Source organism: Streptosporangium sandarakinum (assembly GCF_013409935.1).
Taxonomy (GTDB): Bacteria; Actinomycetota; Actinomycetes; order Streptosporangiales; family Streptosporangiaceae; genus Streptosporangium; species Streptosporangium nondiastaticum.
This window is the reverse complement of the sequence record NZ_JACCCO010000001.1, coordinates 2,743,629-2,767,821: the sequence shown is the minus strand read 5'-3', so window position 1 is coordinate 2,767,821 and position 24,193 is coordinate 2,743,629. Positions and strand designations below refer to the sequence as shown.

General features: G+C 72.7%; 24 protein-coding genes. 18 read left to right on the top strand and 6 right to left on the bottom strand.

The genetic code is table 11. The annotated features are described in order from the left end of the window. Window positions 1-596: 596 nt before the first annotated feature. Window positions 597-1,214, top strand: a complete 618-nt coding sequence (locus HDA43_RS12250) for a DUF47 domain-containing protein (protein WP_179819942.1) — start codon at window positions 597-599, stop codon at window positions 1,212-1,214. Further along, window positions 1,215-2,219 carry an inorganic phosphate transporter gene (locus tag HDA43_RS12245; protein WP_179819940.1) on the top strand — a complete coding sequence of 335 codons (1,005 nt, stop codon included), beginning with the start codon at window positions 1,215-1,217 and terminating at the stop codon, window positions 2,217-2,219. It abuts the gene before it with no gap. A 108-nt stretch (window positions 2,220-2,327) separates the two neighbouring features. Here the strand turns inward: HDA43_RS12245 and mshD are convergent, their stop codons facing one another. Next, complete coding sequence (mshD, locus tag HDA43_RS12240; protein ID WP_179819938.1) at window positions 2,328-3,326, bottom strand: mycothiol synthase; 999 nt, start codon at window positions 3,324-3,326, stop codon at window positions 2,328-2,330. A 129-nt stretch (window positions 3,327-3,455) separates the two neighbouring features. Between mshD and HDA43_RS12235 the strand changes: the two genes are divergently transcribed. Next, window positions 3,456-5,255, top strand: a complete 1,800-nt coding sequence (locus HDA43_RS12235) for a bifunctional metallophosphatase/5'-nucleotidase (protein WP_179819936.1) — start codon at window positions 3,456-3,458, stop codon at window positions 5,253-5,255. 148 nt (window positions 5,256-5,403) lie between these two features. Here the strand turns inward: HDA43_RS12235 and HDA43_RS12230 are convergent, their stop codons facing one another. Continuing rightward, window positions 5,404-6,117 (bottom strand): winged helix-turn-helix transcriptional regulator, encoded by a 714-nt coding sequence (locus HDA43_RS12230; RefSeq protein ID WP_179819934.1) that lies wholly within the window; start codon window positions 6,115-6,117, stop codon window positions 5,404-5,406. A gap of 207 nt (window positions 6,118-6,324) precedes the next feature. Between HDA43_RS12230 and HDA43_RS12225 the strand changes: the two genes are divergently transcribed. From HDA43_RS12225 to HDA43_RS12185, 10 genes are all read left to right on the top strand, one after another. Next, window positions 6,325-6,576, top strand: a complete 252-nt coding sequence (locus HDA43_RS12225) for a MoaD/ThiS family protein (RefSeq protein ID WP_179819931.1) — start codon at window positions 6,325-6,327, stop codon at window positions 6,574-6,576. 133 nt (window positions 6,577-6,709) lie between these two features. Beyond that, on the top strand, window positions 6,710-7,390 hold the full coding sequence (locus HDA43_RS12220) for an LmeA family phospholipid-binding protein (protein WP_179819929.1): 681 nt from the start codon (window positions 6,710-6,712) through the stop codon (window positions 7,388-7,390). A 302-nt stretch (window positions 7,391-7,692) separates the two neighbouring features. After that, entirely contained in the window at window positions 7,693-8,205 is a 513-nt protein-coding gene (locus HDA43_RS12215) for a sigma-70 family RNA polymerase sigma factor (RefSeq protein WP_179819927.1), read from the top strand. After that, window positions 8,202-9,080 carry an anti-sigma factor family protein gene (locus tag HDA43_RS12210; protein WP_179819924.1) on the top strand — a complete coding sequence of 293 codons (879 nt, stop codon included), beginning with the start codon at window positions 8,202-8,204 and terminating at the stop codon, window positions 9,078-9,080. Before HDA43_RS12215 ends, HDA43_RS12210 begins: the two co-directional genes overlap by 4 nt. A gap of 62 nt (window positions 9,081-9,142) precedes the next feature. Further along, complete coding sequence (locus HDA43_RS12205; protein WP_179819922.1) at window positions 9,143-9,568, top strand: thioredoxin family protein; 426 nt, start codon at window positions 9,143-9,145, stop codon at window positions 9,566-9,568. Between the two features lie 133 nt (window positions 9,569-9,701). Then, window positions 9,702-9,785 carry a putative leader peptide gene (locus tag HDA43_RS36665; RefSeq protein ID WP_355638486.1) on the top strand — a complete coding sequence of 28 codons (84 nt, stop codon included), beginning with the start codon at window positions 9,702-9,704 and terminating at the stop codon, window positions 9,783-9,785. A 61-nt stretch (window positions 9,786-9,846) separates the two neighbouring features. After that, window positions 9,847-10,242 (top strand): DUF4395 domain-containing protein, encoded by a 396-nt coding sequence (locus tag HDA43_RS12200; protein ID WP_179819920.1) that lies wholly within the window; start codon window positions 9,847-9,849, stop codon window positions 10,240-10,242. A 15-nt stretch (window positions 10,243-10,257) separates the two neighbouring features. After that, window positions 10,258-11,097 (top strand): sulfurtransferase, encoded by an 840-nt coding sequence (locus tag HDA43_RS12195; protein ID WP_179819918.1) that lies wholly within the window; start codon window positions 10,258-10,260, stop codon window positions 11,095-11,097. Beyond that, the gene (locus HDA43_RS12190; RefSeq protein ID WP_179819916.1) at window positions 11,097-11,393 is read left to right on the top strand and encodes a DUF1416 domain-containing protein; all 297 of its coding nucleotides are present in this window, start codon (window positions 11,097-11,099) and stop codon (window positions 11,391-11,393) included. Before HDA43_RS12195 ends, HDA43_RS12190 begins: the two co-directional genes overlap by 1 nt. A 240-nt stretch (window positions 11,394-11,633) precedes the next feature. After that, the gene (locus HDA43_RS12185) at window positions 11,634-12,947 is read left to right on the top strand and encodes a hypothetical protein (RefSeq protein ID WP_179819914.1); all 1,314 of its coding nucleotides are present in this window, start codon (window positions 11,634-11,636) and stop codon (window positions 12,945-12,947) included. Here HDA43_RS12185 and HDA43_RS12180 read toward each other — a convergent pair. The 3 genes from HDA43_RS12180 to HDA43_RS12170 all read right to left on the bottom strand — a co-directional run bounded on the left by HDA43_RS12180 (window position 12,937) and on the right by HDA43_RS12170 (window position 15,256). After that, the gene (locus tag HDA43_RS12180) at window positions 12,937-13,701 is read right to left on the bottom strand and encodes a hypothetical protein (RefSeq protein WP_179819912.1); all 765 of its coding nucleotides are present in this window, start codon (window positions 13,699-13,701) and stop codon (window positions 12,937-12,939) included. The two genes, HDA43_RS12185 and HDA43_RS12180, sit on opposite strands and share 11 nt — an antisense overlap. A 284-nt stretch (window positions 13,702-13,985) precedes the next feature. After that, entirely contained in the window at window positions 13,986-14,615 is a 630-nt protein-coding gene (locus tag HDA43_RS12175; protein WP_179819909.1) for a hypothetical protein, read from the bottom strand. Then, the gene (locus tag HDA43_RS12170) at window positions 14,615-15,256 is read right to left on the bottom strand and encodes a hypothetical protein (RefSeq protein ID WP_179819907.1); all 642 of its coding nucleotides are present in this window, start codon (window positions 15,254-15,256) and stop codon (window positions 14,615-14,617) included. The genes HDA43_RS12175 and HDA43_RS12170 overlap by 1 nt, the downstream gene beginning before the upstream one ends. Before the next feature lie 165 nt (window positions 15,257-15,421). Here HDA43_RS12170 and HDA43_RS12165 point away from each other — a divergent pair, with 165 nt between their 5' ends. The 4 genes from HDA43_RS12165 (at window position 15,422) to HDA43_RS12150 (ending at window position 22,823) form a co-directional block, all read left to right on the top strand. After that, window positions 15,422-17,383, top strand: coding sequence for a hypothetical protein (locus HDA43_RS12165; RefSeq protein ID WP_179819905.1), 1,962 nt, complete (start codon window positions 15,422-15,424; stop codon window positions 17,381-17,383). 175 nt (window positions 17,384-17,558) lie between these two features. Further along, window positions 17,559-20,546, top strand: coding sequence for an ATP-binding protein (locus tag HDA43_RS12160; protein ID WP_179819902.1), 2,988 nt, complete (start codon window positions 17,559-17,561; stop codon window positions 20,544-20,546). 263 nt (window positions 20,547-20,809) lie between these two features. Next, on the top strand, window positions 20,810-22,111 hold the full coding sequence (locus tag HDA43_RS12155; RefSeq protein WP_179819900.1) for a MurT ligase domain-containing protein: 1,302 nt from the start codon (window positions 20,810-20,812) through the stop codon (window positions 22,109-22,111). Further along, window positions 22,101-22,823, top strand: coding sequence for a type 1 glutamine amidotransferase (locus HDA43_RS12150; RefSeq protein ID WP_179819897.1), 723 nt, complete (start codon window positions 22,101-22,103; stop codon window positions 22,821-22,823). Before HDA43_RS12155 ends, HDA43_RS12150 begins: the two co-directional genes overlap by 11 nt. 29 nt (window positions 22,824-22,852) lie before the next feature. On the opposite strand, the gene HDA43_RS12145 is transcribed toward HDA43_RS12150, so the two are convergent. After that, window positions 22,853-23,215 carry a DsrE family protein gene (locus tag HDA43_RS12145; RefSeq protein ID WP_179819894.1) on the bottom strand — a complete coding sequence of 121 codons (363 nt, stop codon included), beginning with the start codon at window positions 23,213-23,215 and terminating at the stop codon, window positions 22,853-22,855. A 69-nt stretch (window positions 23,216-23,284) separates the two neighbouring features. Here HDA43_RS12145 and HDA43_RS12140 point away from each other — a divergent pair, with 69 nt between their 5' ends. Further along, window positions 23,285-23,794 (top strand): heme-binding beta-barrel domain-containing protein, encoded by a 510-nt coding sequence (locus tag HDA43_RS12140; RefSeq protein WP_179819892.1) that lies wholly within the window; start codon window positions 23,285-23,287, stop codon window positions 23,792-23,794. The last annotated feature ends 399 nt before the right edge of the window (window positions 23,795-24,193 follow it).

The following is a 24,193-nucleotide window of genomic DNA, read 5'->3' as shown; positions in this document are numbered from 1 at the left end:
CCAGCCTGCTCGACCCGGACCGAGGCACCCGGACCGCCGGCCCGATCGGGGCCGCCCGACCGCCGGCCCGTACCGGGCCGCCCGACCGCCGGCCCGGCCAGGGCCGGGTGGCCCGCGGGAGGCGGCGGTACGGCGAAGCCCCTGGAAAGTGAACGCAAAGTGAATATCAGATGAACATGGGGCCAAAAAGATCCACTCGGTCTGGCGGGGAACGAGGTATTCGAGTGGCGGAGTGACCGAAATCACGGTCGCCGTCCGAAACCCCTGGATGGCCGGGGCCCTGTCATCGCAGGTGAAAGGGCTTGCCCGCGCGCGAGGGGCGGGGGAGGGCGTGCCCGGGGAGAAGAAAGCGTGACGGGCGGGTCAAGCCACAGCTGGCGGTCCTTCTTGCCGGCCCCGGCTCGGCGTAATATGGCCCAAAACCAGCAAAACGGTCATCGGAAAGATGAGCCCAAGGCTTCCTCCGGAAGGGTGCCGCCAGGTATACACCGGGCAGCGGCAGTTGGAAGAGTAGGCGTCTACTGGGTGAAGTTCGGATTTCCGCTGGTAACCCGTACCCTTCTCTGCGGACCATCCCCGCACATCTGGAGAACGACGTGCGCCTGCGTCTCACGCCTAGTGAGGACAGCTACTACGACTTGTTCGCCGACTCGGCGAACAACCTCGTCACAGCGTCCCGTCTACTGGTCGAGATCATCAGCGACGGATCGGACAGGGACGCCCTGGCCGAGAAGATGCGTGCCTGTGAGCACGCCGGTGACGAGCGCACTCACGCGATCATGAACCGGCTCAACGAGAGCTTCATCACGCCCTTCGACCGCGAGGACATCTACCGTCTCGCGTCGAACCTCGACGACGTGATGGACTACATGGAGGCCGCCGCCGACCTCATCGGCCTGTACCAGATCGACCACCTCCCCAAAGAGGTCGTCCGCCAGGTGGAAGTCCTGGAGCGCGCCGCCGAGCTGACCGCGGAGGCCATGCCGCGGCTGCGTTCGATGCGGAACCTCAACGAGTACTGGATCGAGATCAACCGTCTGGAGAACCAGGCCGACCAGGTCTACCGGCGCCTGCTCGCCAAGCTGTTCGGCGGGGAGTACGACGCGCTGACCGTTCTCAAGATGAAGGAGGTCATCGACCAGCTGGAGATGGCCGCCGACGCCTTCGAGCACGTGGCGAACACGATCGAGTCGATCGCGGTCAAGGAAAGCTAAGTGGACCTCACGCTCGTACTCGTCATCGGCGTGGTCGCCGTGGCGCTGGCGTTCGACTACACCAACGGCTTCCATGACGCCGCGAACGCGATCGCGACCTCGGTCTCGACCCGCGCGCTGACGCCCCGGGCCGCCCTGTTCATGGCCGCCGCCATGAACTTCCTGGGCGCCCACCTGGGCACACAGGTGGCGGCGACGGTCGGCAAAGGCATCATCGACGCCCCCAAAGGGGTCCACGGTCTGGTGATCGTGGTGTCCGCGCTGGTCGGGGCGATCTCCTGGAACCTCATCACCTGGTACTTCGGCCTGCCCTCGTCGAGCAGCCACGCGCTGATCGGCGGCCTCGTCGGCTCGGCCCTGGCCTCGTCGAGCGTCGTCCACTGGGACGGCGTGATCGAGAAGGTCGTCATCCCGATGATCCTGTCGCCGCTGATCGGCTTCGTCCTGGCGGCGATCGTCATGATCGCCATCCTCTGGGGCTTCCGCCGTTCCCAGCCGGCCAAGACGAACCGGGGCTTCCGGCACGCCCAGACCGTCTCGGCCGCGGCCATGGCCCTGGGCCACGGCCTGCAGGACGCGCAGAAGACCATGGGAGTCATCTTCCTGGCGCTCGTCGTCGGCGGGTTCCAGCACGAGGGTGACGCGATCCCCCAGTGGGTGATCCTCTCGGCTGCGGCCGCCATCTCGCTGGGCACCTACGCCGGCGGCTGGCGGATCATGCGGACGCTCGGCCGCCGGATCATCGCGCTCACGCCCCCGCAGGGCTTCGCCGCCGAGGCCGCCGCGGCCTCCGTCCTCTACACCGCGGCCATCGGCTTCGGCGCCCCCATCTCCACCACGCACACGGTCACCAGCGCGATCATGGGTGTGGGCGCCACCAAGCGCCTGTCGGCGGTGCGGTGGGGCGTCGCGGGCAACATCGTGATGGGCTGGATCCTCACGATCCCCGCCGCCGCGGCCGTCGCCGCGGTGTGCTACTTCGCGGTCCACTGGCTGGTCGAGTAGCGAATCGAGCGGTCGAACGGAGCGCCGGTCGGGGACTTCCCCGGCCGGCGCTCCGCCGTCTCCGCCGCCTTCCCGGTCTTCACGGTCTCCGGGGCCGGACGGTGCGTCCTACCTGCGGTACATGACGTCGACGTCCCACCGGGTGAAGCCCAGCTTCTCGTAGAGGCGGACCGCGGCGACGTTGCTCTCGTCGGCGTACAGCATGACCTGCGAAAGGCCTCGGGAGCGCAGGTGGGCGAGGCCCGCCAGGGTGAGCGCCCTGCCCAGCCCGCCGCCCTGTTCGTCCGGGTCCACGCCGACCACGTACACCTCCCCGATCGGGTCGTGCGCGTGGTCGCCGTCGCCGTGCACCTTGGTCCAGTGGAAGCCGACCAGTCGCCCGCCCCCGGCACGCCCACCGGCCGCCCCGCCGTACGGCTCGTCGGCCGCTCCGCCGTACGGCGCGCCGGCCTCCCCGCCCGGCGGCTCCTCGGCCGCCCGCTCGGCGAGGAAGAAGCCCGCCGGGTCGAACCACGGCTCACGCTCGCGCCGCCGCAGGTCGTCGAGCGTCCACGCGCCCTGCTCGGGGTGGTGGGCGAACGCCTTCGCGTTGAGGGCGACCCACGCCTCCTCGTCCGGGGAGCCGGGCTCGAACGTGCGCAGCCGTACGCCCGCGGGCAGTTCGAAAGAGGGGAGGGGATCGGTCAGCGGGCGGCGCATCTGCCACAACGACCTGACCCTGCCGAACCCCGCCGACGTGGCCAGCGCCTCGGCCCCCGGGTGCCCGCCGTGCGCCCACAGACGCAGCCGTCCCCCGGTCCGCTCCAGCACGGCCGCGAGCAGGCGCCGTCCGTGGCCGCGCCGACGGAACGCCGGATGGATCACCAACTCCCCGCTCGGCCCCTCGACCGGGTCGGTCGGATCGACGTGGGCGTAGCCCGCGAGGGCGTCCCCGTCGTAGAGGAGCACGGCTCCCGCCCGGTCGTCGCCGCCGTAGCGGAGATGGAGCATCACGTGTTCGTTGAGCGGCCTGACACCGTCGGCCTCCGTGGCGGCCGTGACCACCTCCATGACGGCGGCCACCTCCGCCTCGCCGAGCCTTCCTCGCTGTTCCACACGCACGTTCATGCTCTGGACTCTAGGCGGAGCCCGGGATGCGAAGGTTGTCCGGACCGGCTGAATCACCCCCTTCCGGCGGGGTGAATCGTTACCTCCTGGACATTGTTTACATAGATTGCCGTTTTAGGGTCGTGGGTCATGATGTCTCGCTCCCTCAAGCGGCTGGCCCTCGCCGGTGCCCTCGCCGGCAGCGGCCTCGCCCTCGCGGTGGGGCCGGCCCAGGCGGTCGACCGGTCCGCCAAGACGGTGCCGGTCCGTCTGCTCGCCCTCAACGACTTCCACGGCAACCTGGAGGCCTCGACCGGGTCCTCCGGCCGGATGGTCGACGAGACGGGCGCCACCGTCTACGCCGGTGGCGCCGCCTACATCGCCACCCACATGGCGCAGATGACGGACAAGAACACGCTGAAGGTCGCCCAGGGCGACCTGATCGGCGCCAGCCCCCTGATCTCCGCCGCCTACCACGACGAGCCGTCGGTGGAGTTCCTCGGCAGGCTCGGCGTCACCGCCTCGGCCGTCGGCAACCACGAGTTCGACGAGGGGTACGGCGAGCTGCGGCGCATCATGTACGGCGGCTGCCACCCGGTGGACGGCTGCTCGCCCGCCGGGCAGTGGAAGGGCGCGCGGTACGACTACCTCGGCGCCAACGTCCTGTTCAAGCAGCCCACCGGGACCGCCGAGAAGCAGGCGCTCGCCGCCTTCGGTGATCCGAAGAACGCGGCCGCACTGCGCGCCCTGCTGAAGGACTACGGCGTTCCGGCCCTGCCCCCGGTCGCCATCCGCTGGATGAACGGCGTGCCGATCGGCTTCATCGGCCTGGTCACCCAGAGCACCCCCGGCATCGTCACCTCCGAGGGCATCAAGGACCTGCGGTTCATCGACGAGGTCAAGGCCGCCAACGTCGCCTCCAAACTCCTGTCGCTGGTCGGCGTCAAGGCGCAGGTCGTGCTGATGCACGAGGGCGACCAGGCCGCCGTGGGCAAGTCGCCCGACTCGTGCAGCGCCGAGCCGGGCGCGGGCACCCGCATCGCCACCCAGGTGGACCCCCAGATCGACATGATCCTCAGCGGCCACTCGCACCAGGCGTACCTGTGCCAGGTGACCGACCCGGCGGGCGGCAAGCGCCTGTTCAGCCAGGGCGCCTCGTTCGGCCGGGTGATCACCAAGGTGGACTTCCAGGTGGACGTCCGCACCCGTGACGTCGTGCGCTCCACGGTCGCGGCCGACAACCAGGTCGTCACCCGGACCGTGGACCCGGACGAGGACACCTCCACGTTCGTCCAGACGTGGAAGGACCGCGTCTCGCAGATCGCCGACAGGCCGATCGGGAAGATCACCGCCGACATCACCAACACCGCCTCCCCGTCCGGGGAGTCGCCCCTGGGCAACCTCATCGCCGACGCCCAGCTCGCCGCGACGAAGACCGGCGGCAACGCGCAGATCGCGCTGATGAACCCGGGCGGCGTGCGCGAAAAGCTCACCTACGCGAGCTCTCCCGCCGGCGAGGGCGACGGGGTCGTGACGTACGGCGAGGCCTTCGCGGTGCAGCCGTTCAACAACCTCACGCAGGTCGTCACGCTCACCGGCGCCCAGCTCAAGACCGTCCTGGAGCAGCAGTTCACCGGCGGGCCCAACGCCCAGCCGTTCACCAAGATCCTGCAGCCGTCGTCGAACTTCACCTACACCTACAGCGCGAGCGCGCCGTGGGGCTCGAAGGTCTCCGACATGAAGATCGACGGCGTCGCCGTGACCGACACCCAGACGATCCGGGTCGCCGCCAACAACTTCCTCGTCGGCGGCGGTGACGCGTTCCAGGGCTTCACGGCCGGCACCGACCTGTGGAGCGGCCCGCTCGACATCGACGCCTTCACCGCCTACCTGACCACGGCCGGGACGATCGCGCCGCCGGTCCCGAACCACATCACCGTCGCGCCCTGACCCGGCGCGAAGCCCGACCGGCCGCCTCCCGCAACCCGCGGGGGGCGGTCCGGCTCCCGGGCCCGCCGCGTGCGGCCCGTCGCCGTGCCCGGGAGCCCGTGGGGCGGGCCCCGGCCCTCGCTTTCCGAGGGTCCTCGCGCGTGCGCCGCTACTTGCGTGCGGGCTCGCGTCTGTCGGTGGCCTCCTCGCCCCGCTCGGGGACGAAGCGGTACCCTACGTTGCGCACGGTGCCGATCAGCGCCTCGTACTCGGCGCCGAGCTTGGCGCGCAACCGCCGGACGTGGACGTCCACGGTCCGGGTGCCGCCGAAGTAGTCGTAACCCCAGACCTCCTGCAGGAGCTGGGCGCGGGTGAAGACCCGCCCTGGGTGCTGGGCGAGATACTTCAGGAGCTCGAACTCCTTGAAGGTCAGATCCAGCGCGCGGCCGCGGAGCCGGGCGGTGTAGGTGGCCTCGTCGATCGTCAGGTCACCGTTGCGGATCTCGTCGGGGGCCTCCTCCGCGGCGGCCTGGTTCAGCCGGCCCATGGCCAGCCGGAGCCGGGCCTCGACCTCGGCGGGGCCGGCGGTGTTGAGGACGACGTCGTCGGCGCCCCACTCGGCGGTCATCGCCGCGAGCCCGCCCTCGGTGACGATCACGAGGAGCGGGCAGGTGATGCCGGTGGTCCGCAGCAGCCGGCACAGGCTCTTGGCGTGGACGAGGTCGCGGCGCGCGTCGAGCAGCACGGTGTCCGCGGGCGGCGCGTCTATCAGGGCGGTTGCCTCCGCGGGGGCGACCCGGACCGGATGCAGCAGCAACCCCAGCGCCGGGAGCACCTCCGCAGAGGGCTCAAGGGCGTTGGTGAGCAGCAGCAGATTGCTCACAGTGCCTCCTTCCGCGTCGTGCGGCGAAAAGCCGTACAAACACGTAAAGGACCCGGGGGCTACGTCGCCCAGGTCCCGTAGTAGGTGAGGATAGCCCACGGGGTCGAAGGAACCAGCGGCCGTCCACCTGATGAACACCGGTTACATCCGGTGAGTTACCCGTGACGACGTCGTCACCATACGTGTTCCGAAGGAGTTGGTCAGAAGATGGCGAAAGGTGTGATCCGCTACTGGGCCGCCGCGAAGGACGCGGCCGGCGTCGCCGAGGAGCCCTTCGAGGCGAAGACCCTGGCCGATCTCGTGGCGGATGTCACAGCGGGCCGCGAGTCGCTCGCCCAGGTCGTCAGGAGGTCGTCGTTCCTGGTGAACGGTGACCCGGTGGGGCTGCGGGCGCACGACGCCGTCGCGCTTCCCGAGGGGGCGACGGTGGAGGTGCTCCCGCCCTTCGCCGGAGGGTGACGGCCGGACTCCGCCCCGGCGACAAGAGGCCGAAAACGTCGCACACCTGGTAATGATGAGGTGTTTCCCGGGAAATTACCCGGGGGCGCCGCCGTGGCGTTCGGGCCGGAACCGGGGACGGACAGGGAGTCGGATGCGTAAGCTGGTCGCTTTTCTGATTGTGCTGCTCGTTCTCGTGGGTGTCCTCGACCGGGTCGCGGCCGCCGGGGTGGAGCGGGAGATCGCCACCCGGGCGACCGCCGAGTACGACCTCGCCTCCCCGCCCGAAGTGGACATCAAAGGCATTCCCTTCCTGACCCAGGCGATCTCCGGGCGGTACGACGAGGTCCGGGTCACCACCGGCGCCCTGGAGGTCTCCGGCATCCGGCTGGCGGGCGTCGACTTCACCCTCTACGGGGTCACCGCCCCGCTGCGGGACCTGGTGCTCGACGGCGGCAAGGCGAAGGTCCGCGCCGACCGGGTCGCCGGGACCGCGGTCGTCTCGCTGGACACGCTGAACCGCAGGGCCCCGCAGGGGTTCAAGGTCGCGGTGGACGGCGACGCCCTCAAGGTGGACGGCGAGCTGACCGTCCTGGGCCGGAAGGTGGCCGCGGAGGCCCGGATGAGGATCGGGGTCGAGGGGGACGGGCTGCGGATCGTCCCGGAGAAGGTCACCCTGGCCGGCGGCATCCCGGTGCCGAACGCCGAGAAGGCGATCTCCTACCGGATCCCGCTCCGGAACCTGCCGTTCAACCTCAAGGTGACGGGCGTGAACGTCGTGCCGGAGGGGCTGCGGATCTCCGGCGAGGCGACGGACGTCCCCCTTCAGGGCTGACCCGGCCGCCCCGGCCGGACTCCGGTCCGCGAGCCGCCGCGCTTCCCCGCCCGGCCGCTGCGCTTCCCCGCCCGGCCGCGCAGGACCACCGCGCAGGACCACCGCGCAGGACCACCGCGCAGGACCACCGCGCAGGGCCGCCGCGCCTGGCCGCCATGAGGAACCGTCGTGCGGGACGGGCCGGTGTGTCCGGGACCGGTCGTTTTCCATGGCCGACCGGAGAGACGTCCGGAGCCGGTCGTTTTCCGTGGTCGACTGGAGGGGTGTCCGAACCGATCCGCCCCGCCGTACGTCATGGGGGTGTGAGCCGAGCCGGAACCGCCGACGAGCAGCTCGTCAGGGCGCTCTTCGACGAACACGGCGGGCCACTCTACGGCTACGTCCTGCGGCTGACGGGCGATCCGGGGAGAGCGGAGGATGTCGTGCAGGAGACGCTTCTGCGGGCCTGGCGGCATCCCGACGCGCTCAGCGGCCGTCCCATCCGGGCGTGGCTGTTCACGGTGGCCCGCAACCTCGTCGTCGACCAGCATCGGGCGCGCAAGGCGCGTCCCCCGGAGACGGGGGATGAGGCGCTCGCCGTACTGCCCGCCGACGACGAGCTGGAGCGGGCCGTCGAGTCATGGGCCGTCGCCGAGGCGGTGGCCACGCTGCGGCCGGAGCACCGCGAGGTGCTGGCCGAGGTCTACTACCGGGGGAAGTCGGTCAAGGAGGCGGCCGAAACGCTGGGCGTGCCGGCCGGAACGGTGAAGTCGCGCACGTACTACGCGCTTCGGGCGCTGAAGCTGGCGCTGGAGGAGCGGGGGCTCGCGCCATGATGATGACGTGTGACGAGGTCCGGATGTCGCTCGGCGTCTACGCGCTGGGGGCGCTGGAGCCCGAGGAACGGGTGCTCGTGGAGGCGCACCTCGCCGAGTGCGCCGCCTGCCGGACGGAGGCCGAGGAGCTGGGCGGGGTGGCGGCCCTGCTCGGCCGGGTCGCCGAGGAGGACGTGGCGCAGGCGGTCAGCCCACCCCGGGTGGTGCTCGACCGGCTGCTCAGCGAGCGGCTGCACGACGACAGGGCCAGGAAGCGCCGGACGGCCCGGGCGCTGCTCGCCGTGGCGGCCTCGGTCGTGGTCGCCGGGATCGGCGGGACGGTGTGGATGACCGCCGGGCAGCCCGCCGCGGACCATCCGGCCGCGGCCCCGGCGATCTCGCAGTCCCGGTCGGAAGCCTCCCGGAGCGGGACCCTCCAGAGGTACGGCAAAGCCGCGCCGGAGCGCTCCGCGCCGTCCGAGAACCCCGAGGGCGAGGTCAGGATCCTGCTGGACGCCCCGCGGGGCCGCGAGTTCGAGGGCCGCGACGGCGCCGCCCACGCCACTGCGATGGTGACGGCGGGCGCCGGGCCGAGCGCCGAGCCGAGCGCGGGACCGGCCGCGTCGGCGGGCGCGGAGCGGGGCGGAGCGCCGAGCACGGTCACGGTCACGGTGTCCGGGGTGCCCGGCGGGACCCGCTGCCGCCTGGTGGCGGTCGGCGCGGACGGCGTCCGCCGGACGGTCACCGAGTGGACCGTCGGCCGGGCCGTCCACGGCAGCCCCGGCGTCTCCGCCGGGAGCGCGGTCACCGGGACCACGGCGCTCCGGCCCGAGGACATCGAGCGGTTCGAGGTCGTCGCCGGCGGCAGGGTGCTGCTTCGCCTCGCCCCCCGCTGACGGCCGGTGCCTCTTGACGGGCGGACGGGAATGACCGCCGCCGGTGGCGCGTTGTCGGCTCCGTGACCGGACTCGCGGTGCTGCTCGTCACGCTCGCCCTGGCGACGCTGACCGGGGTGGCGCTGCGGCGGCGCGCCGTGCCGCGCGACACGGGAGGCGGGAGGAGAGGCGACATGGGACGCCTGACGTCCGAGCAGCTCGCGGCGGAGCTGGGGGAGCGGGCCACGCTCGTGCAGTTCTCCAGCGCCTTCTGCCAGCCGTGCCGGGCGACCCGCCGGATCCTCGCCGAGGTCGCCGGGATGGTGCCCGGCGTGGCGCACGTGGAGATCGACGCCGAGGCGCGGCTCGACCTCGTCCGCGCGCTGAACATCCTGCGCACGCCCACCGTGCTGGTTCTCGACGGATCGGGCCGCGTGGTGAGACGCGCCTCCGGGCAGCCCAGGAAGGCCGATGTGATCGGGGCGCTGGGACTCGCCGTCGGCGACTGAACCGGGGCCTCCGAACCGGGGTCTCCTGACCGTGGTCCTCCGAGCCACGGCTCTCCCGTCCGCCGAACATGGATGTCTCACGAATTGGACGGGGATGTGACAGAGGGCGGGACGTCGGGGTAATGTCGTTCGTATGATCCTGACGACAGAGCTGCTGACGAAGCGGCGCGCGGTCGACTTCTGCCGCGTGACCACCGCGCTCTGTCGCTTTTCCTAAGGGCGATCTCAAGCGGCCCCCGCGCCGCGCCGATCCGCACACCCTTGGGGAGCATCGAGCGATGCACGTCGATCCCAGAGCACTCCGTTTCGCCGCGACCGTGACGACCGCCGTTCTCGCGATCGTCCTGATCACGGGGAGCACGTGGCTGCTCGCCGCCCAGGCCGTGGTCTTCGGACTGGGCGTCTTCGGAGCGTCGCCGTACGGGATGGTCTTCAAAGGGATAGTGAAGAGCCCGCCCAGTGTGCTGGAGGACGCCGCCCCGCCGCGCTTCGCGCAGGGGGTCGGCCTCGCCTTCGCCCTGGCGGCCCTGGTCGGATACATCACACGGATCACGCCGCTGGCCCTCGGCGCCACCGCCGCGGCCCTCTTCGCCGCCTTTCTCAACGCCGTCTTCGGCTTCTGCCTCGGCTGCGAGATGTTTTTGATCATCCGCCGATCACTGCCCGCAAGATAATTCCGGAGGATTGCCATGAGCCGTTCCGCCACACTGGTGGACGCCGACTGGGTCGAGGCCAACCTCGGCACGCCCGGTGTCGTCCTCGTCGAGGTCGACGAGGACACCAGCGCATACGAGAAGGGTCACATCCGGGGCGCCGTGCGGATCGACTGGAGGACCGACCTCCAGGACCCGGTCCGCCGCGACTTCGTCGACCGCGAGGGCTTCGAGGCGCTGCTGTCCGCCAGGGGGATCTCCAACGACGACACCGTCGTCCTCTACGGCGGCAACAACAACTGGTTCGCGGCCTACGCCTACTGGTACTTCAAGCTCTACGGCCACGAGAACGTCAAGCTCCTCGACGGCGGCCGCAAGAAGTGGGAGCTGGAGTCGCGCGAGCTGGTCAAGGACGTCCCCGAGCGTCCGGCCACCCAGTACCGCGCCCAGGAGCAGGACAGCTCCATCCGTGCCTTCCGTGACGACGTCGTCGCCGCGATCGGCAAGCTCAACCTGGTCGACGTGCGCTCGCCCGACGAGTTCACCGGCAAGCTGCTCGCCCCCGCCCACCTCCCGCAGGAGCAGGCGCAGCGCGCCGGCCACGTGCCGACCGCGCGCAACATCCCCTGGTCGAAGGCGGCGAACGACGACGGCACCTTCAAGTCCGACGAGGAACTGAAGGCCCTCTACGAGGCCGCCGGTGTCGACTTCGGCAAGAACACCATCGCTTACTGCCGCATCGGCGAGCGTTCGGCCCACACGTGGTTCGTGCTGCACGAGCTGCTCGACCAGGCCGACGTCAAGAACTACGACGGTTCGTGGACCGAGTACGGCTCGCTCGTGGGCGTGCCGATCGAACTGGGAGAGGCCCGATAATGACTGACGGATGCGCTGCTCCGGAGCAGACTGTTGCTCTTCCGGCCGGGATCGACCTCTCGACCCAGGCCGTCATCCAGGGGGTGGTCTCCGGCGCCGGCACCGCTTACGCGCGCCTGCTGGACCACTCCGGCGAGTTCACCGGTGAGGTCGTGGTGTCCGACGAGGGCGTCTTCCGCTTCTTCGCCGCCCCCGGCGACTGGACCGTCCGCATCATCGCGGGCGGCGGCGTCACCAAGGACATCCCCGCCCAGGCCCGCCTGGGTGAGGTGACCCAGCTCAGCGTGACGGTCTGACCGTCCGGACCCGTTCCGGCGGCCGGCCCGTCCGGCCCGCGTCACGGCTCTGAGGGCCGGCGTTCCCCGCGAGGGGGCGCCGGCCCTCTCGCGTTCCCGGCGGGGACGCCTGCCGGGCTCCCGTTCCGGCTCGGGCGCCGTCCGGGGGCCGGGCTCCCGCGTGGCCGGCGCCGGGCTCGGGTCCCGGGCGGGCACGCGGGTCCGGTACGGCCGGCGACGCCGATCGCTACGATTCGTCGGGTGTCCGGAACGCCTGTCATGCCCCAGACGTCAGCCCCGACGCCGCCGCGGACCGCCGGCCGGGCCCCGGCCGCGCCCACCGCGTACTCGCTGCCCCTTCACGCGCTGCGGATACTCGGGTCCCGCGCCGCCTCGCTGGTGCTGTGGTTCTCGGCGGGACGGGCCGTCCGCGCCGGCCTGATGTGGGCGGGCACCGAGGTCTCCCACGGCGACCACCGGCAGGTGCGGCTCGTCGTCACGATGCTGATCTTCACGTTGATCGTGCTGAACGAGCTCGTGGTCACGGTGGGCATGCTGCACTCGGTGCGCGGCGCGCTCCGGGAGATCCGGGTACGGCGGGCCGGAGACGAGGCGGACGAGAGCCTGTTCGGCGCGCTCAATCGGGCCACGCTGGTCTTCGCCACCATCTACCTGGCCTGGAGCTTCCACGTCGAGGACGCCAGGGAGTTCGTCGCCCTCGACCGCACCCATAACGCGGGTGAGGACCTGCTGCTCCGGCCGCTCACCGGTGAGGAGTCCACCACCGGGACGGGCCTCATCGCCCTCGACGTCCGGCTCTCCATCGCCATCGCCGTGGCCGCCTACCTGCTCAGGGAGCTTTTCGGCTGGTGGCACACGCAGGGCAGGGTCAAGGGCAGCGGGATGCTGACCGCCTTCTTCGAGCTGGCGTTCGCGTTCTACGGCATCAACGCGATGCTCACCCTCGTCCAGGCCCGCTCCGACTGGCTGTCCCACCGGGTGGTCGTCGACGCGCTCGGTGACCAGGTCAAGCGGCTGGAGGAGAGCGTCCCGGGCTGGAAGGAGGTCGCGGCCCGGATCGGGGAGGTCTGGCCGTACGTCGTGGACGCGCTGCTCGGGCCGCTGACCTGGCTGACGGTCGCGGCGCTCGTCTACGGCGCGTTCGCCGAGGACACGAGGTCGGTCGTGCGGGGGACCCGGCTGGACGCCGTGGCCGGACGGATGGAGCGGACCCACTCCCTCACCCGCTCCACCATGACGCGGATGACGGCCGGGTTCCGGGAGCGCTGGGTGCCGCCGGTGAACGCCTTCCGGCTCGCCGCCCGCGGGGGCGCCGAGCTGTTCGGCATGTTCTGCCTGTGCTACGTGCTCGTCCGGGTGGGCGCCGACCACGCCACCCAGGGCGTCAAGATGCTGATCGGCAACTCGGAGCCCTTCAGCTGGGTGGCGTGGGGGTCCGCCGCGTCGGTCCTGCGCGACCTCGTCGTCGACACGCTGACGATCTGCCTGCTGGCGGCGACGTTCGACATCGCCGCCACCCGCGCCAGGGAGACCGGCGAGGCCGTCAGCGCCTGAAGCAGAGGACGTTGTCGTTCAGCTCGCTCTCCCGCGCGGTGCGCTTCATCGAGTCCTCGAAGGACTCGTTCTCGATCGTCCGGAAGGAGCTCGGGCGCACGCACACCGACACCTCGCGGGCGAGGGCCCTGGGCACCAGGCTGAGCACGTCGTAGTGGTACGGCGTGCCGACCCTGTGCTCGGCGGCGGTGAGGGGCACGTCGTCCTCGGTGATCTGCGCCATCCAGGACCGGCCGTCGGGGTGGCGCACCTCGACGTCGGGGATGCCGCGCCGGATCACGCCCTCGGGGTCCAGGGCGGTCCGGGTCAGCCTGATCCTCAGCCACCGCCTGTCCGGCTCCAGCGGGCGGTCGCCGGGCAGGCCGTCCGACTCCTCCACGGCCACCTTCCAGGAGACGTGCTGGAACGTGGCGGTCCGGCCGGCCGCGAACGTGTGGACACGGTCGTCCGGCCGCGCGTCTTTGTAGGTCATGTACCCGTCCCACGTCGGGACGGCCACGGCCACGGCCAGCGCCAGGACCGCAGCGGTGACCCGGAGCGCGGTGCGGGCCGGACGCCCGGCGGGGGCGGGGGACGCGGGGAGGTCTCCGCGCGCGGTCCCGGGGATCTCCAGCGGGCCGGGCGGCGGCGCGGACCGGGGCAGCGGGGCCGACCTGACCGCGGGGAACGGCTGCGTGGAGGCGCCTCCCGAATCCTCCCGGGCCACGGGGGGCCAGACCTGGCGGTCGGGGAAGGCACGGCGCTCACCGGACATCCAGGGCGCCCCGCCGGTGGCGGGCCCGGGACCGCCCCGGTGGGGCGCCGGAGCCGGTCCGGGGTGGCCCGGATGGGGAGCCGGAGCCGGTTCGGAACCGCCTGGACGGGGAGCCGGAGCCGTCCCGGGGCCGCTCGGACGGGGAGCCGGCGCGGGCGTCACAGGGCCGGGGGACGCCGTTCCCCGCCCGGGGACCGGCGCCGCGGACCGGGGGCCGTGGGGAGGGGCGTCCTGGGCGCGCGGGGTGAACCAGCCGCCGGAGTCCCGGCCGCCGGGGGGTGCCGTCACGGCTTGCCCGCCAGTGTGTGGACGTCCTTCGCCGTGGAGACCAGGCGCGCCGCGGCGGCCTCGTCCAGCCCGAGGTCGATCTCCACCTCGGGGGCGGAGGGCTCGATCAGCCCTCCGTTCCCCTCCTGCGGATGCACCACGATCCGGGCCCCGGCCAGCTCGGCGGGCGGGACCTCGAAGACCGCGGCCTTCCTCACCCACCAGCCCCACTGGATGAAGGGGCCCGTGATGGTCAGGTCGCCGTTCACCTTGTCGGTGGCGGCGTACCGGCGTCCGCTCTCCGTCAGGAGGACCGGCGGGGCGATCCGCTGCGGGACGCGGGTGGACGTCGCGGCCAGGTCGACGACGAGGAAGATCCCCTTGGTGGTGGCCCGCTGTCCCGTGCCGGACGAGGTGCCCGGGGACGTGCCGGCCTCGATGGCCCTGGCGGCGTGGACCCCCTCCGCCCGCACCGATATCCGCGAGGCGGTGACCGTCTCCCCGAGGCCGCCGGTCCAGGTGAGGGGGCCGCTGTAGTCGTCGCGGGAGAAGGCGAACGACTGGGCGGCGACCGCCGCCGTGGCGAGGACCGCCCCGGTGAGCAGACCGCCCAGCCTGCGCCACCGGCCGGGGGCCGACCTGGCCATCACCCGGCCGCCTTCCGCCGGACGGGCAGGGTGACCTGCGCGGCGACGACCGGGGGCCCGTCGTCGTCCTTGGCCAGGAGCCAGCCGATCTCCTGGGTGAACCCCTCGGGGTGCTCGAAGGTGCCGACGTCGAGCCGCACCTGCCCGGGCGGGCGCCGCCCCTCGGGCAGCTCGTACCGCACCACGACGGTGGACTCCATCCCCGGATGCAGCTGCTTGCCGGGCACGCCGTCGGCCTGGACGAACACGTCGGGGCCGAAGTCGCTCCTGATCTCCGGGGTCATCCTCAGCAGGGACCCGGCGAAGAAGTAGCCGGGCTTCCCGCCCTGCCCCGGCGCCCCCACGCCGGTGGTCTCGTCCCCCTTGTTGGTCACCTGGAACACGATCTCCAGGTACCGCTTGTCCGGCCCGCCGTACCGGCCGGGCCGGGTGGTGGCGCGGGACTCCACGAACCTCGTGGTGAACTCCCCCTGGTCGAGGACGGCGCCGGGCCCCAGCCGCCTGGGCGGGTCGTCGGGCGCCTCGTCGAGGCCGCCGAGGGCCGCGGTGATCCCCAGGCCGGCGGCCGCGACGAGCGCGGCGACCGGCACCGCGACCGGGCGACGCCGTCGGGTCGCCGCGCCGCCGGGGGGAGACGTCATGGCACAGGATGGTAATCGCTGATCTTCCTGTCGTTCGACACACAGGTCCCACCAGCACTGGATAACCAACGGAAAATACAGCAGATTGGTGGGAACGCCGCCCGGAACGGAGATCCAGCTCCTACGCTGTCACCGAGGCGGCGAGGGTCCTATGGCGGAGGTTCCGTGGCGGACGTGCATCCCGAGCACGCGCAGCTCCAGGCGGACCGGATCTACCTGGGCTGGCAGTATGCCCTGCTTCACCCCGACCCGGGTCCCGCGCCCAGACGTCCGTCCCCCGCCGACGAGACCGTCGCGGCCGACCTGCCGAAGATCGACCCCGAGTGGGCGCGCCGGGAGCGGCTCAACGAGAACCTGCTGAACCGGCCGATGCGGACCTTCCGCGCGTTCATGGGCGTGCTCGCCGCGCTCATCCTCGTCCTCGGCGTCAGCCACCTGCTGAGCTGGTCGTTCGCGGTCGCCGGGCTGGTCGCGACCTGCGGGGTGGCGGTGTTCTGCAGCTACTCCATCCACCAGGGCGGCAGGGCGGTCCGCCACCGCATCCGCGAGCACGAGGAGGCCGGTGACCGGCTGCGCCGGGAACGTGACAGGAGCCTGCACCGCGCCCAGGAGGAGCACGCCGCCCGCTACCGGGAGTGGGCCGAGAAGAAGGAGCGCCACGACCGCCAGCTCACCTGGTACGCCGTGACCGTGCCGGACGAGCTCGACCGGATCGACGTCGCCGGGGGCACGCTGGCCGGCTGGTCGGCGCTGATCACCCTGCTCGGCGCGACCCGCCTCTACAGCGGCGGCCACCTGACCGTCCTCGACCTGTCGGAGGGCGCGGTCGCCAAGGACCTGATCGAGCTGGCCCGCCGCGGCGGCGACGACCCGCTGGTGTGGGTGCTCCCGGTGGACCTGCCCCGGCTCGACCTCGGCGCGACGCTCGCACCCGAGGCGTTCGCCGACGTGCTCGCGCACGTGGTGAGCGTCAGCGAGGAGCACCGCACCACCCGCGACCTGTCGTTCGACAACGCGATCCTGGAGCGGGTCCTTGAGGTCCTCGGTGAGAACGCCACGATCAACCAGGTCACCGCCGCGCTGCGGGCGCTGGCCCAGGTCGGCGACCCCCGCGAGGACCTCAGGCTCGGCCTGATCACCGCCACCCAGCTGGAGCGCATCGGCACGCTGTTCGGCCGGGGCGTCAGCGACCGGGTGGTCATCGAGCGGGCCTGGGCGCTGGAGTCGCAGCTGCGCAAGCTGGAGACGCTCGGCTCCGAGGCCGTACGGCTGCCGCCCGCGCGGCTGCGCGTGGTGTCGATGGACCGCCAGGCGGGTGTGTTCGGCAACCGGGTCCTCGGGACGTACGTCGCCACGGCCCTCACCCACATCCTGCGCCAGTCGCCCGCCTCCGAGCGGCCCTGGTACCACACGATCGTCGTCGCGGGCGCCGACAAGCTCCGCGGCGACGTCCTGGACCGGCTGATGGACGCCTGCGAGACGTCCAGGACCGGGCTGGTGCTGACCTACCGGTCACTCACCCCGACCGTGCGGGAGCGGCTCGGCCGGGGGCACGCGGCGGTGACGTTCATGCGGCTGGGCAACGCCGAGGACGCCCGGGTGGCCAGCGAGCACGTCGGCACCGAGCACCGCCTGGAGCTGGCCCAGCTCACCGAGACGATCAGCGCCGCCGGGGCCGGGATGGACGGCGGCTACGTCTCCACCGTCGGCCACACCGACGACGGCGACGACCGCGACGCCGGCCGCCCCGACCTCAAGGAGGACATCACCTCCTCCACCGAGTGGGGCCGCCGCGCGACCGAGGCGATGGGCGAGACCGAGCGGGTGCTGCACCGCTCCAGGGAGTTCCTCGTCGAGCCGCACGAGCTGCAGCAGCTCCCCACCACCTCGGTGATCGTCACCGACGCCACCGCCCACGGCCGCCGGGTCCGCCTCGCCGACGCCAACCCCGCGATCCTCACCTTCCCCAAGACGACGCTGGGGGAGTTCGAGGAGATCAAGGAGGCCGTGCTGGAGCGCGGACGGCGGGAGGAGGAGCCGGAGGTCCCCGCGCCGGGTCCGTTCGCCGACGCGCCGCCCAACCTGGGCCCTCCGCCGGCCCGGCTCGACTGGCGCACGCGTCAATGAAGCGTTCTTTTCCGGTAAGGGGATGGTCAGCAGGCGGGTGTCCTCCACCGTGGAGGTCCGACCCTGGTCGCCGGGGTGGTCCGCCTCCCGGCCCGCACCGGCCGGTACGGCGGGGCCGCCCATGACGCGTCAACACCCCGGCGTCGAGCCGGGTCCCCCGGGTGGAGACCAACAGATGCAGCCAAGCGTGTCCCTTCCCGCCGGCGGCCTGACCGGCCCCTGGTACCGGATTCAGGCGATCACCGCGCCGTCCCGCAGCTCGTCGGCGGAGTGGGACTTCGTCACGGTCCTGCCGGCCGTGCTGTCGGCCGCGCAGCGCAACCGGCCGTTCGTGGTCGGCTGGCTGTCGCGCGGCTCCGGCGCCCCGCTGGAGCTCGTCACCAACGCCGGGCCGCTGACCCCGCCGCGCCCGCCGCGCCGGGCGGCCGACATGACGGCCGAGACCGATCCGGTCCCGGCCGCCTCGGAGCCGCTGCTGTTCCCCGCCGGGGCCAGGGGCGTGCGGATCGGCGACGAGTGGCTGCGCGACCTGGCGGACCTCGCCTGGACCGCCTGCCCCGGCCGGCAGGCCCCGCCGCTCGGCGGGCGCCGCGAACCGGACGCCGACGAGGTCAGGCGGCCCACGCTGTTCGAGTCCACGCTGGTCACGCTCATGTCGCGGCCGTTCGCCTGGCTGGTGGTGGCCGAGCGGACCGACCTGCTGGACGCCGAGGTGGCGCACCTGCGGACCCAGCTCAACGTGCTGCGTCAGTACGGCGACGCCTCCGAGCGCTCCCGCTACGACGCCGAACGCGCCGAGCGGCGCATGCAGGAGCTGGACGCCTTCCGCGAGGCCGGGCTGTGGAGCGTGCGGGTGCTGGCCGGGGCCGCCGGGCCCGAGGAGCTGCGGCAGATCGCGCCGGTCCTGGTCGGCTCGGCCGAGATGAGCCACCACCCCTACCGGCTGCGCAGCGCCCTGTCCGGCCCGGTGTACGGCTTCGCCGAGGCGCTGTCGGTCACCCTGCAGGACCCGGCCGACGGCAGCGCCGCGCCGTTCGCCGCGACCGCGGGGGCGCTGGCGGCGCTCGCCGGGCTGCCGCGCCGGGAGGTGCCGGGGGTCCGGGTGCTCGACGCGGGCTTCTTCGACGTCACCAGCGAGGCGGAGGCCGCCTCCGGGGCCGGGACCGTCGAGCTCGGGTCGATCCTGGACGGCCAGAACCGGGCGGTCGGCTCGTTCCGGGTGCCGCTCGCCACCCTCAACCGGCACGCCTTCGTCACCGGCGCCACCGGCTCCGGCAAGTCGCAGACCGTCCGGCACCTGCTGGAGCAGCTCACCGGCGCGGGCATCCCGTGGCTGGCCATCGAGCCCGCCAAGTCCGAGTACGCCGCGATGGGCGGCCGGGTCGAGCACCTCGCCCCGGTGACGGTGATCAACCCGTCTGCCCCCGAGGCGGTGCCGTTCAGCGTCAACCCGCTCGCGCCCGAGCCGGGCTACCCGGTCCAGGCGCACATCGACATGGTGCGGGCGCTGTTCATGGCCGCCTTCGACGCCGAGGAGCCGTTCCCGCAGATCATGTCGCTGGCCCTGCAGCGGGTCTACGAGGCCAACGGCTGGGACGTGGTGACCGGCTGGGCCGCGCCCGGCGCCGCCGTACGGCCGGCCGTGCCGACCCTCGCGCAGCTCCAGCAGCACGCCATGGACGTCATCCAGGAGATCGGCTACGGCCGGGAGGTCCAGGCCGACGTCGAGGGGTTCATCTCGCTGCGGCTGCGGTCGCTGCGGGTCGGCTCGGCGGGCCGGTTCTTCGAGGGCGGCCACCCCGCCGACATCGGCGACCTGCTCCGGCGCAACGTGGTGCTGGCCATCGAGGACGTCGCCAACGACGAGGACAAGGCGTTCCTGATGGGCACGCTGATCATCCGGATCGTGGAGCACCTGCGGATGCGGGCCAGGACCGAGCGGAGCAGCGGCCTGCGGCACGTCATCGTGATCGAGGAGGCGCACCGGCTGCTGCGCGACCGCGGCGCCGGGCGGGCCAGCACCCACGCCGTCGAGCTGCTGGCCGGCATGCTCGCCGAGATCCGCGCGTACGGCGAGGGCATCGTGGTGGCCGAGCAGATCCCCACCAAGCTGGTCTCCGACGTGGTGAAGAACACCGCGCTGAAGGTGGTGCACCGCCTGCCGGCCGAGGACGACCGGCAGCTCGTCGGGGCCGCGATGAACCTCAGCGAGGAGCAGTCGCGGCAGGTCGTCTCCCTCCAGCCGGGGACCGCGGCGGTCTTCGCCGACGGGATGGACCGGCCGCTGCGGATCCGGGTGCCGCTGGGGGAGGATCGCGAGCGGGCCGTGCCCGGCGCCCTGGGCCACACGCCGCCGATCAACGGGCGCCGCTCGGCGGCCTGCGGCCGGGAGTGCCGGACCGGCCGGGCCTGCACGCTCGTGGAGCTGCGCGAGGCCGACCTGCTCGCCGACGCCCCCGAGTGGGCGTGGCTGCGCATCTGGACCGACACGCTGGTGCTGGCCTTCTGCACCGACCGGCCGCTGCCGGGGGTGCCGCGGGCCCTCGCGGACCTGTGGGCGGAGCTGCCGCTGCGGCGCCGCGAGTGCCTGCTGGCCACGGCGGTGGAGCGAGCCGTGGCCCCCCGGGCGTGGTCGCTGCGGACCGTCGCCGACCCGGCGAAGCTGACCGAGCGGGTGGCGGCCACCGCGACCCGGCTGCTCGGCCCGGAACGGGAGGGCGCGGAGCGGCCCGGCTCCGAGTGGGTCATCCCGCAGGTCCGCTGGCTGCACGAGGTGGACCGGCTGTTCCCGCACGACCGGCCCGCGCCCGATCCGCGCTCGCCCGCTCCGGCCCCGGACTACCCGCTGGTCACGCCTCCGCCGGGCGGCGCCGAGCTGCTCGGGCATCGGGCCAGGGCGCTGCGCCACCACCCGCTGTCCATGGAGGCCGACCGAAACCGAGCGCTGGCCTGGCGGGTCATCCTCGGCGACGACGAGCGCGAGAGCGTGGAGCGGGACATCCAGACGGTGACGATCGGCGTCGCTCCCGCCGACCGGCTCCGGCACGTCGCCCAGACGATGGGGGCGGGGTGGCTGGAGACCGTGCTGGCGTGGCCGCGCCGGTTCGTGCTGCCGTTCGACGCCGCCGCGCCGGAGGACGTCGAACTCGCCTTCACCGACTGACCGGCGCGCGCCGTACGGCGGGCGGCGCGGCCGGGGCGGCGCGGGCGGCTCGGACGCCTCGGAGGCGGCACCCTGTGATAGGGCGAGCCAGGCACGCCGTACGAACGGGACGGACGGTGCGACCTTCGTGATCGGCCCTTTCGCGGGCGTTGCCGGACCGTGACCATGCCGAACCCCGGCTAGTATCGCGGCATGAACGATTCGGCGGACCAGCCCCGGATGCTGAGTCGTCCCGCGACGGGGCCGCTGGGCGAGGAGAGGTCATGACACAGCTTCCGCTGCGGGCTCAGCTCGCGAGCGCTCTCGGACGGACGGCCGCGACCCTGTCCCGGGCCACCGGCCGCGGCGACGGATCGGTGATCGGCGGCCGGATCGGGCTGGCGCTGGAGCCCGACCTGCTGAGCCAGCTCGCCCGGGACCGCAGGCTCGCACTGGTGAGCGCGACCAACGGCAAGACCACCACGACCCGCCTGATCACCTCCGCCCTCCAGGAGCTCGGCGACGTCGCCACCAACGCCTTCGGCGCCAACATGCCCGCCGGGCACGTGTCGGCGCTGGCGTCGGCCAAGGACGCTCCGTACGGCGTGCTGGAGGTCGACGAGAAGTACCTCCCCGCGGTGATCGACGCCACCGGCGCGGGTGTGATCGCCCTGATGAACCTCAGCCGCGACCAGATGGACCGGGCGGGCGAGATCTGGCTGCTCGCCCAGAAGTGGCGGCGGGCCCTGGCCGGCAAGAACACCCACGTGATCGCCAACGCCGACGACCCGCTGGTCGCCTGGGGCGCCTCCACCGCCGCCCGGGTGACCTGGGTGGCGGCCGGGCAGCCCTGGAAGGAGGACTCCTGGTGCTGCCCCGAGTGCGGCGGCCCGCTCGACCGCAAGGGGGTCGACTACACCCCGCCGGGCGGCCACGTCGCCGGCGCGGCCCCCCTGGCGATGGTCCCGCGCCCGGTCGAGGACGACTGGGCCTGCCGCGAGTGCTCCTTCCGCCGGCCCCAGCCCTCCTGGTTCCTCGACGACGACGCGGTGATCGACCCGCGCGGGCAGCGCTGGGTCCTCGACCTCCAGCTTCCCGGCCGCGCCAACCGGGCGAACGCCGCGATCGCGCTTGCCACCGCCGAGGCGTTCGGCCTGCCGGTCCAGGCGGCGCTGCCCCGGCTGCGTGAGGTCAGGTCCGTCGCCGGCCGCTACACCACGGTCGAGCGCGACGGCCGCCGCGCCCGGCTGCTGCTGGCCAAGAACCCCGCCGGCTGGCTGGAGGCGTTCGACGTGCTCGACCGCTCGCTGCCGGTCATCCTCTCGGTGAACGCCCAGGGGCCCGACGGCCGCGACACCTCCTGGCTGTGGGACGTCGACTACCGCGTACTGCGCGGCAGGCCGGTCTTCGTGACCGGGGAGCGGATGCTCGACCTCGCGCTCCGGCTGGACGTGGCGAACGTGCCGTTCCAGCTCGTGGCGTCCTTCGAGCAGGCGCTCGCCGCGCAGCCGCCGGGCAAGGTCGACGTGATCGCCAACTACACCGCCTTCCAGCAGATCCGAGCGGAGTTCGACCGTGCAGTCTGACAGCATCCTGCGGCTCGTCTGGATCTACCCCGACCTGCTGAGCACCTACGGCGACCAGGGCAACGTCCTGATCCTGGAGCAGCGCGCCCAGCGCCGCGGCATCCCGGTGCAGACCATCCACGTCCGCTCGGCCGACCCGGTGCCGGAGAGCGGCGACATCTACCTCATCGGCGGCGGCGAGGACCGGCCGCAGATCCTGGCCGCGGAACGGCTGCGCCGCGACGGCGGCCTGAACCGGGCCGTGGCGCGTGGCGCGACCCTGCTGGCGGTCTGCGCGGGCTACCAGATCATGGGCAGCACGTTCGGCGGCGAGGAGGGCCAGCCGGTCCAGGGCATCGGCCTGCTGGACATCGCCAGCGGCCGGGGCGCCGGCCGGGCGGTCGGCGAGCTGGCCGGGGAGGCCGACCCCGCGCTCGGCATCCCGATGCTCACCGGGTTCGAGAACCACATGGGCGTCACCCGGCTGGGGCCCGGCGTCCGCCCGCTGGCGCGCACCGCGGTCGGCACCGGCAACGGCGACGGCACCGAGGGCTGCTACGCCGGGAAGACCGTCGGCACCTACCTCCACGGCCCGGCGCTCGCCCGCAACCCGGGCCTGGCCGACCTCCTGCTCACCTGGGCGGTCGGCGCGCAGCTCCCGCCGATCGACGACTCGTGGTACGACCGGCTCCGCCAGGAGCGGCTGACGGCGGTGCTCCCCCAGCAGGCCTGACGGCCCGCCTCCCGGCGGGTCGCCGCCCTTCAGTAGACCAGCGCCTGGACGCCCTCGGCGAGGACCTCCTCGACGAAGGTGGAGGCTCCCGCGATGCGCACGCCGTCGATCAGGTCGTCCGCCGTCAGGTCCCGCCGGGCCGCGCACTGGGTGCACAGCGTCACCCGGCCTCCGGCGAGGACGGCGTCGAGCAGGTCGCCGAGCTGGGCCGCGTGCGGGAGCGAGAACTCCTTGGCCCGGCCGGGCAGGGCGAACCACGACGCCTCGCCGGTCAGCCACAGCGAGACGGGGACCCCGCTCGCCAGCGCCGCCGCGGCCACCGTGAACGCCTGGTTGCAGCGCTCGGGGGCGTCCGCGCCGGCGGTCACCTTTATCACCAGTGAACGTGCCATGGTACGCAGCCTAATGCGGGCGGGAACCGGGGGCGCGAGCCGTACCGGGGCGGCCTTAGGCTCGTGTCCATGGACGTTCCCGAACTGCACCCCGGCCTTGAGCCGATCGCCTTCCTCCTGGGCCGGTGGGAGGGCGCCGGAGTGGGCGGATACCCGACGATCGAGAGCTTCAACTTCGGGCAGGAGATCGTCTTCGGTCACAACGGCAAGCCGTTCCTGACCTACACGAGCCGCACCTGGCTCCTGGACGACGCGGGCGATCGGGTCCGCGAACTGGCCACCGAGACCGGTTACTGGCGGCAGCTTCCCGACCGCCAGCTGGAGGTGTGCCTGACGCACCCCACCGGGGTCGTGGAGATCTACGTCGGCGAGGTCGTCTTCCACAAGATCGAGCTGCACACCGACGTGGTCGCCCGCACCGCCACCGCCAAGGAGTACACCGCGGGTCACCGCCTCTACGGCCTGGTCAACGGCAACCTGATGTGGGCCTACGACATGGGCGCGGTGGGACAGCCGATCCAGTCGCACATCTCCGCCGAGCTCAAGAAGGTGGCCGACTTCGTGCCGGAGGCCGGCTAGAGCCGCCGGGGAGAAGAGCCCGGGGAGGCCGCGCGCAAGGCGGCCGGGAAAAGAAAAGAACCCCGGGCCTGCTCCCGCCGTTCGCGGCGGGGCCGGATGGACCATAGACGGGCTCTTCGCGTCCCGCCCTCCGGCAGCCCGGGGTTCCGGTGATCGTCATGGATTCGCCGAACGTCGCGAGACGTCCGGACAGAGTCCGGAGTCGCGGCGTCCTAGCGGACAGCCACCTCGCTAGCCCAAGAACTGTCAACCATTGTCTGGACCACCTCCTTTCTGCGTGCCCCAAAGCTATGCGCTCGGGTCAGCCGCGGGCAAACCTTTTTCCGCCTGCCGAAACGATCACTCCGGCCCCGCCGCGGGCGGTGGTGCCGAAACCTCGTCGACGAGGCCGTCGCCGAC

What these genes read in the sequence shown, in the direction of transcription:
- HDA43_RS12235 (WP_179819936.1), top strand. Translation starts at nt 3,456, where the DNA reads ATGATGTCTCGCTCCCTCAAGCGGCTGGCCCTCGCCGGTGCCCTCGCC.
- HDA43_RS12140 (WP_179819892.1), top strand. Translation starts at nt 23,285, where the DNA reads ATGGACGTTCCCGAACTGCACCCCGGCCTTGAGCCGATCGCCTTCCTC.
- HDA43_RS12145 (WP_179819894.1), bottom strand. Translation starts at nt 23,215, where the DNA reads ATGGCACGTTCACTGGTGATAAAGGTGACCGCCGGCGCGGACGCCCCC.
- HDA43_RS12160 (WP_179819902.1), top strand. Translation starts at nt 17,559, where the DNA reads ATGCAGCCAAGCGTGTCCCTTCCCGCCGGCGGCCTGACCGGCCCCTGG.
- HDA43_RS12155 (WP_179819900.1), top strand. Translation starts at nt 20,810, where the DNA reads ATGACACAGCTTCCGCTGCGGGCTCAGCTCGCGAGCGCTCTCGGACGG.
- mshD (WP_179819938.1), bottom strand. Translation starts at nt 3,326, where the DNA reads ATGAACGTGCGTGTGGAACAGCGAGGAAGGCTCGGCGAGGCGGAGGTG.
- HDA43_RS12200 (WP_179819920.1), top strand. Translation starts at nt 9,847, where the DNA reads ATGCACGTCGATCCCAGAGCACTCCGTTTCGCCGCGACCGTGACGACC.
- HDA43_RS12175 (WP_179819909.1), bottom strand. Translation starts at nt 14,615, where the DNA reads ATGGCCAGGTCGGCCCCCGGCCGGTGGCGCAGGCTGGGCGGTCTGCTC.
- HDA43_RS12225 (WP_179819931.1), top strand. Translation starts at nt 6,325, where the DNA reads ATGGCGAAAGGTGTGATCCGCTACTGGGCCGCCGCGAAGGACGCGGCC.
- HDA43_RS12195 (WP_179819918.1), top strand. Translation starts at nt 10,258, where the DNA reads ATGAGCCGTTCCGCCACACTGGTGGACGCCGACTGGGTCGAGGCCAAC.
- HDA43_RS36665 (WP_355638486.1), top strand. Translation starts at nt 9,702, where the DNA reads ATGATCCTGACGACAGAGCTGCTGACGAAGCGGCGCGCGGTCGACTTC.
- HDA43_RS12170 (WP_179819907.1), bottom strand. Translation starts at nt 15,256, where the DNA reads ATGACGTCTCCCCCCGGCGGCGCGGCGACCCGACGGCGTCGCCCGGTC.
- HDA43_RS12210 (WP_179819924.1), top strand. Translation starts at nt 8,202, where the DNA reads ATGATGATGACGTGTGACGAGGTCCGGATGTCGCTCGGCGTCTACGCG.
- HDA43_RS12220 (WP_179819929.1), top strand. Translation starts at nt 6,710, where the DNA reads ATGCGTAAGCTGGTCGCTTTTCTGATTGTGCTGCTCGTTCTCGTGGGT.
- HDA43_RS12180 (WP_179819912.1), bottom strand. Translation starts at nt 13,701, where the DNA reads ATGTCCGGTGAGCGCCGTGCCTTCCCCGACCGCCAGGTCTGGCCCCCC.
- HDA43_RS12190 (WP_179819916.1), top strand. Translation starts at nt 11,097, where the DNA reads ATGACTGACGGATGCGCTGCTCCGGAGCAGACTGTTGCTCTTCCGGCC.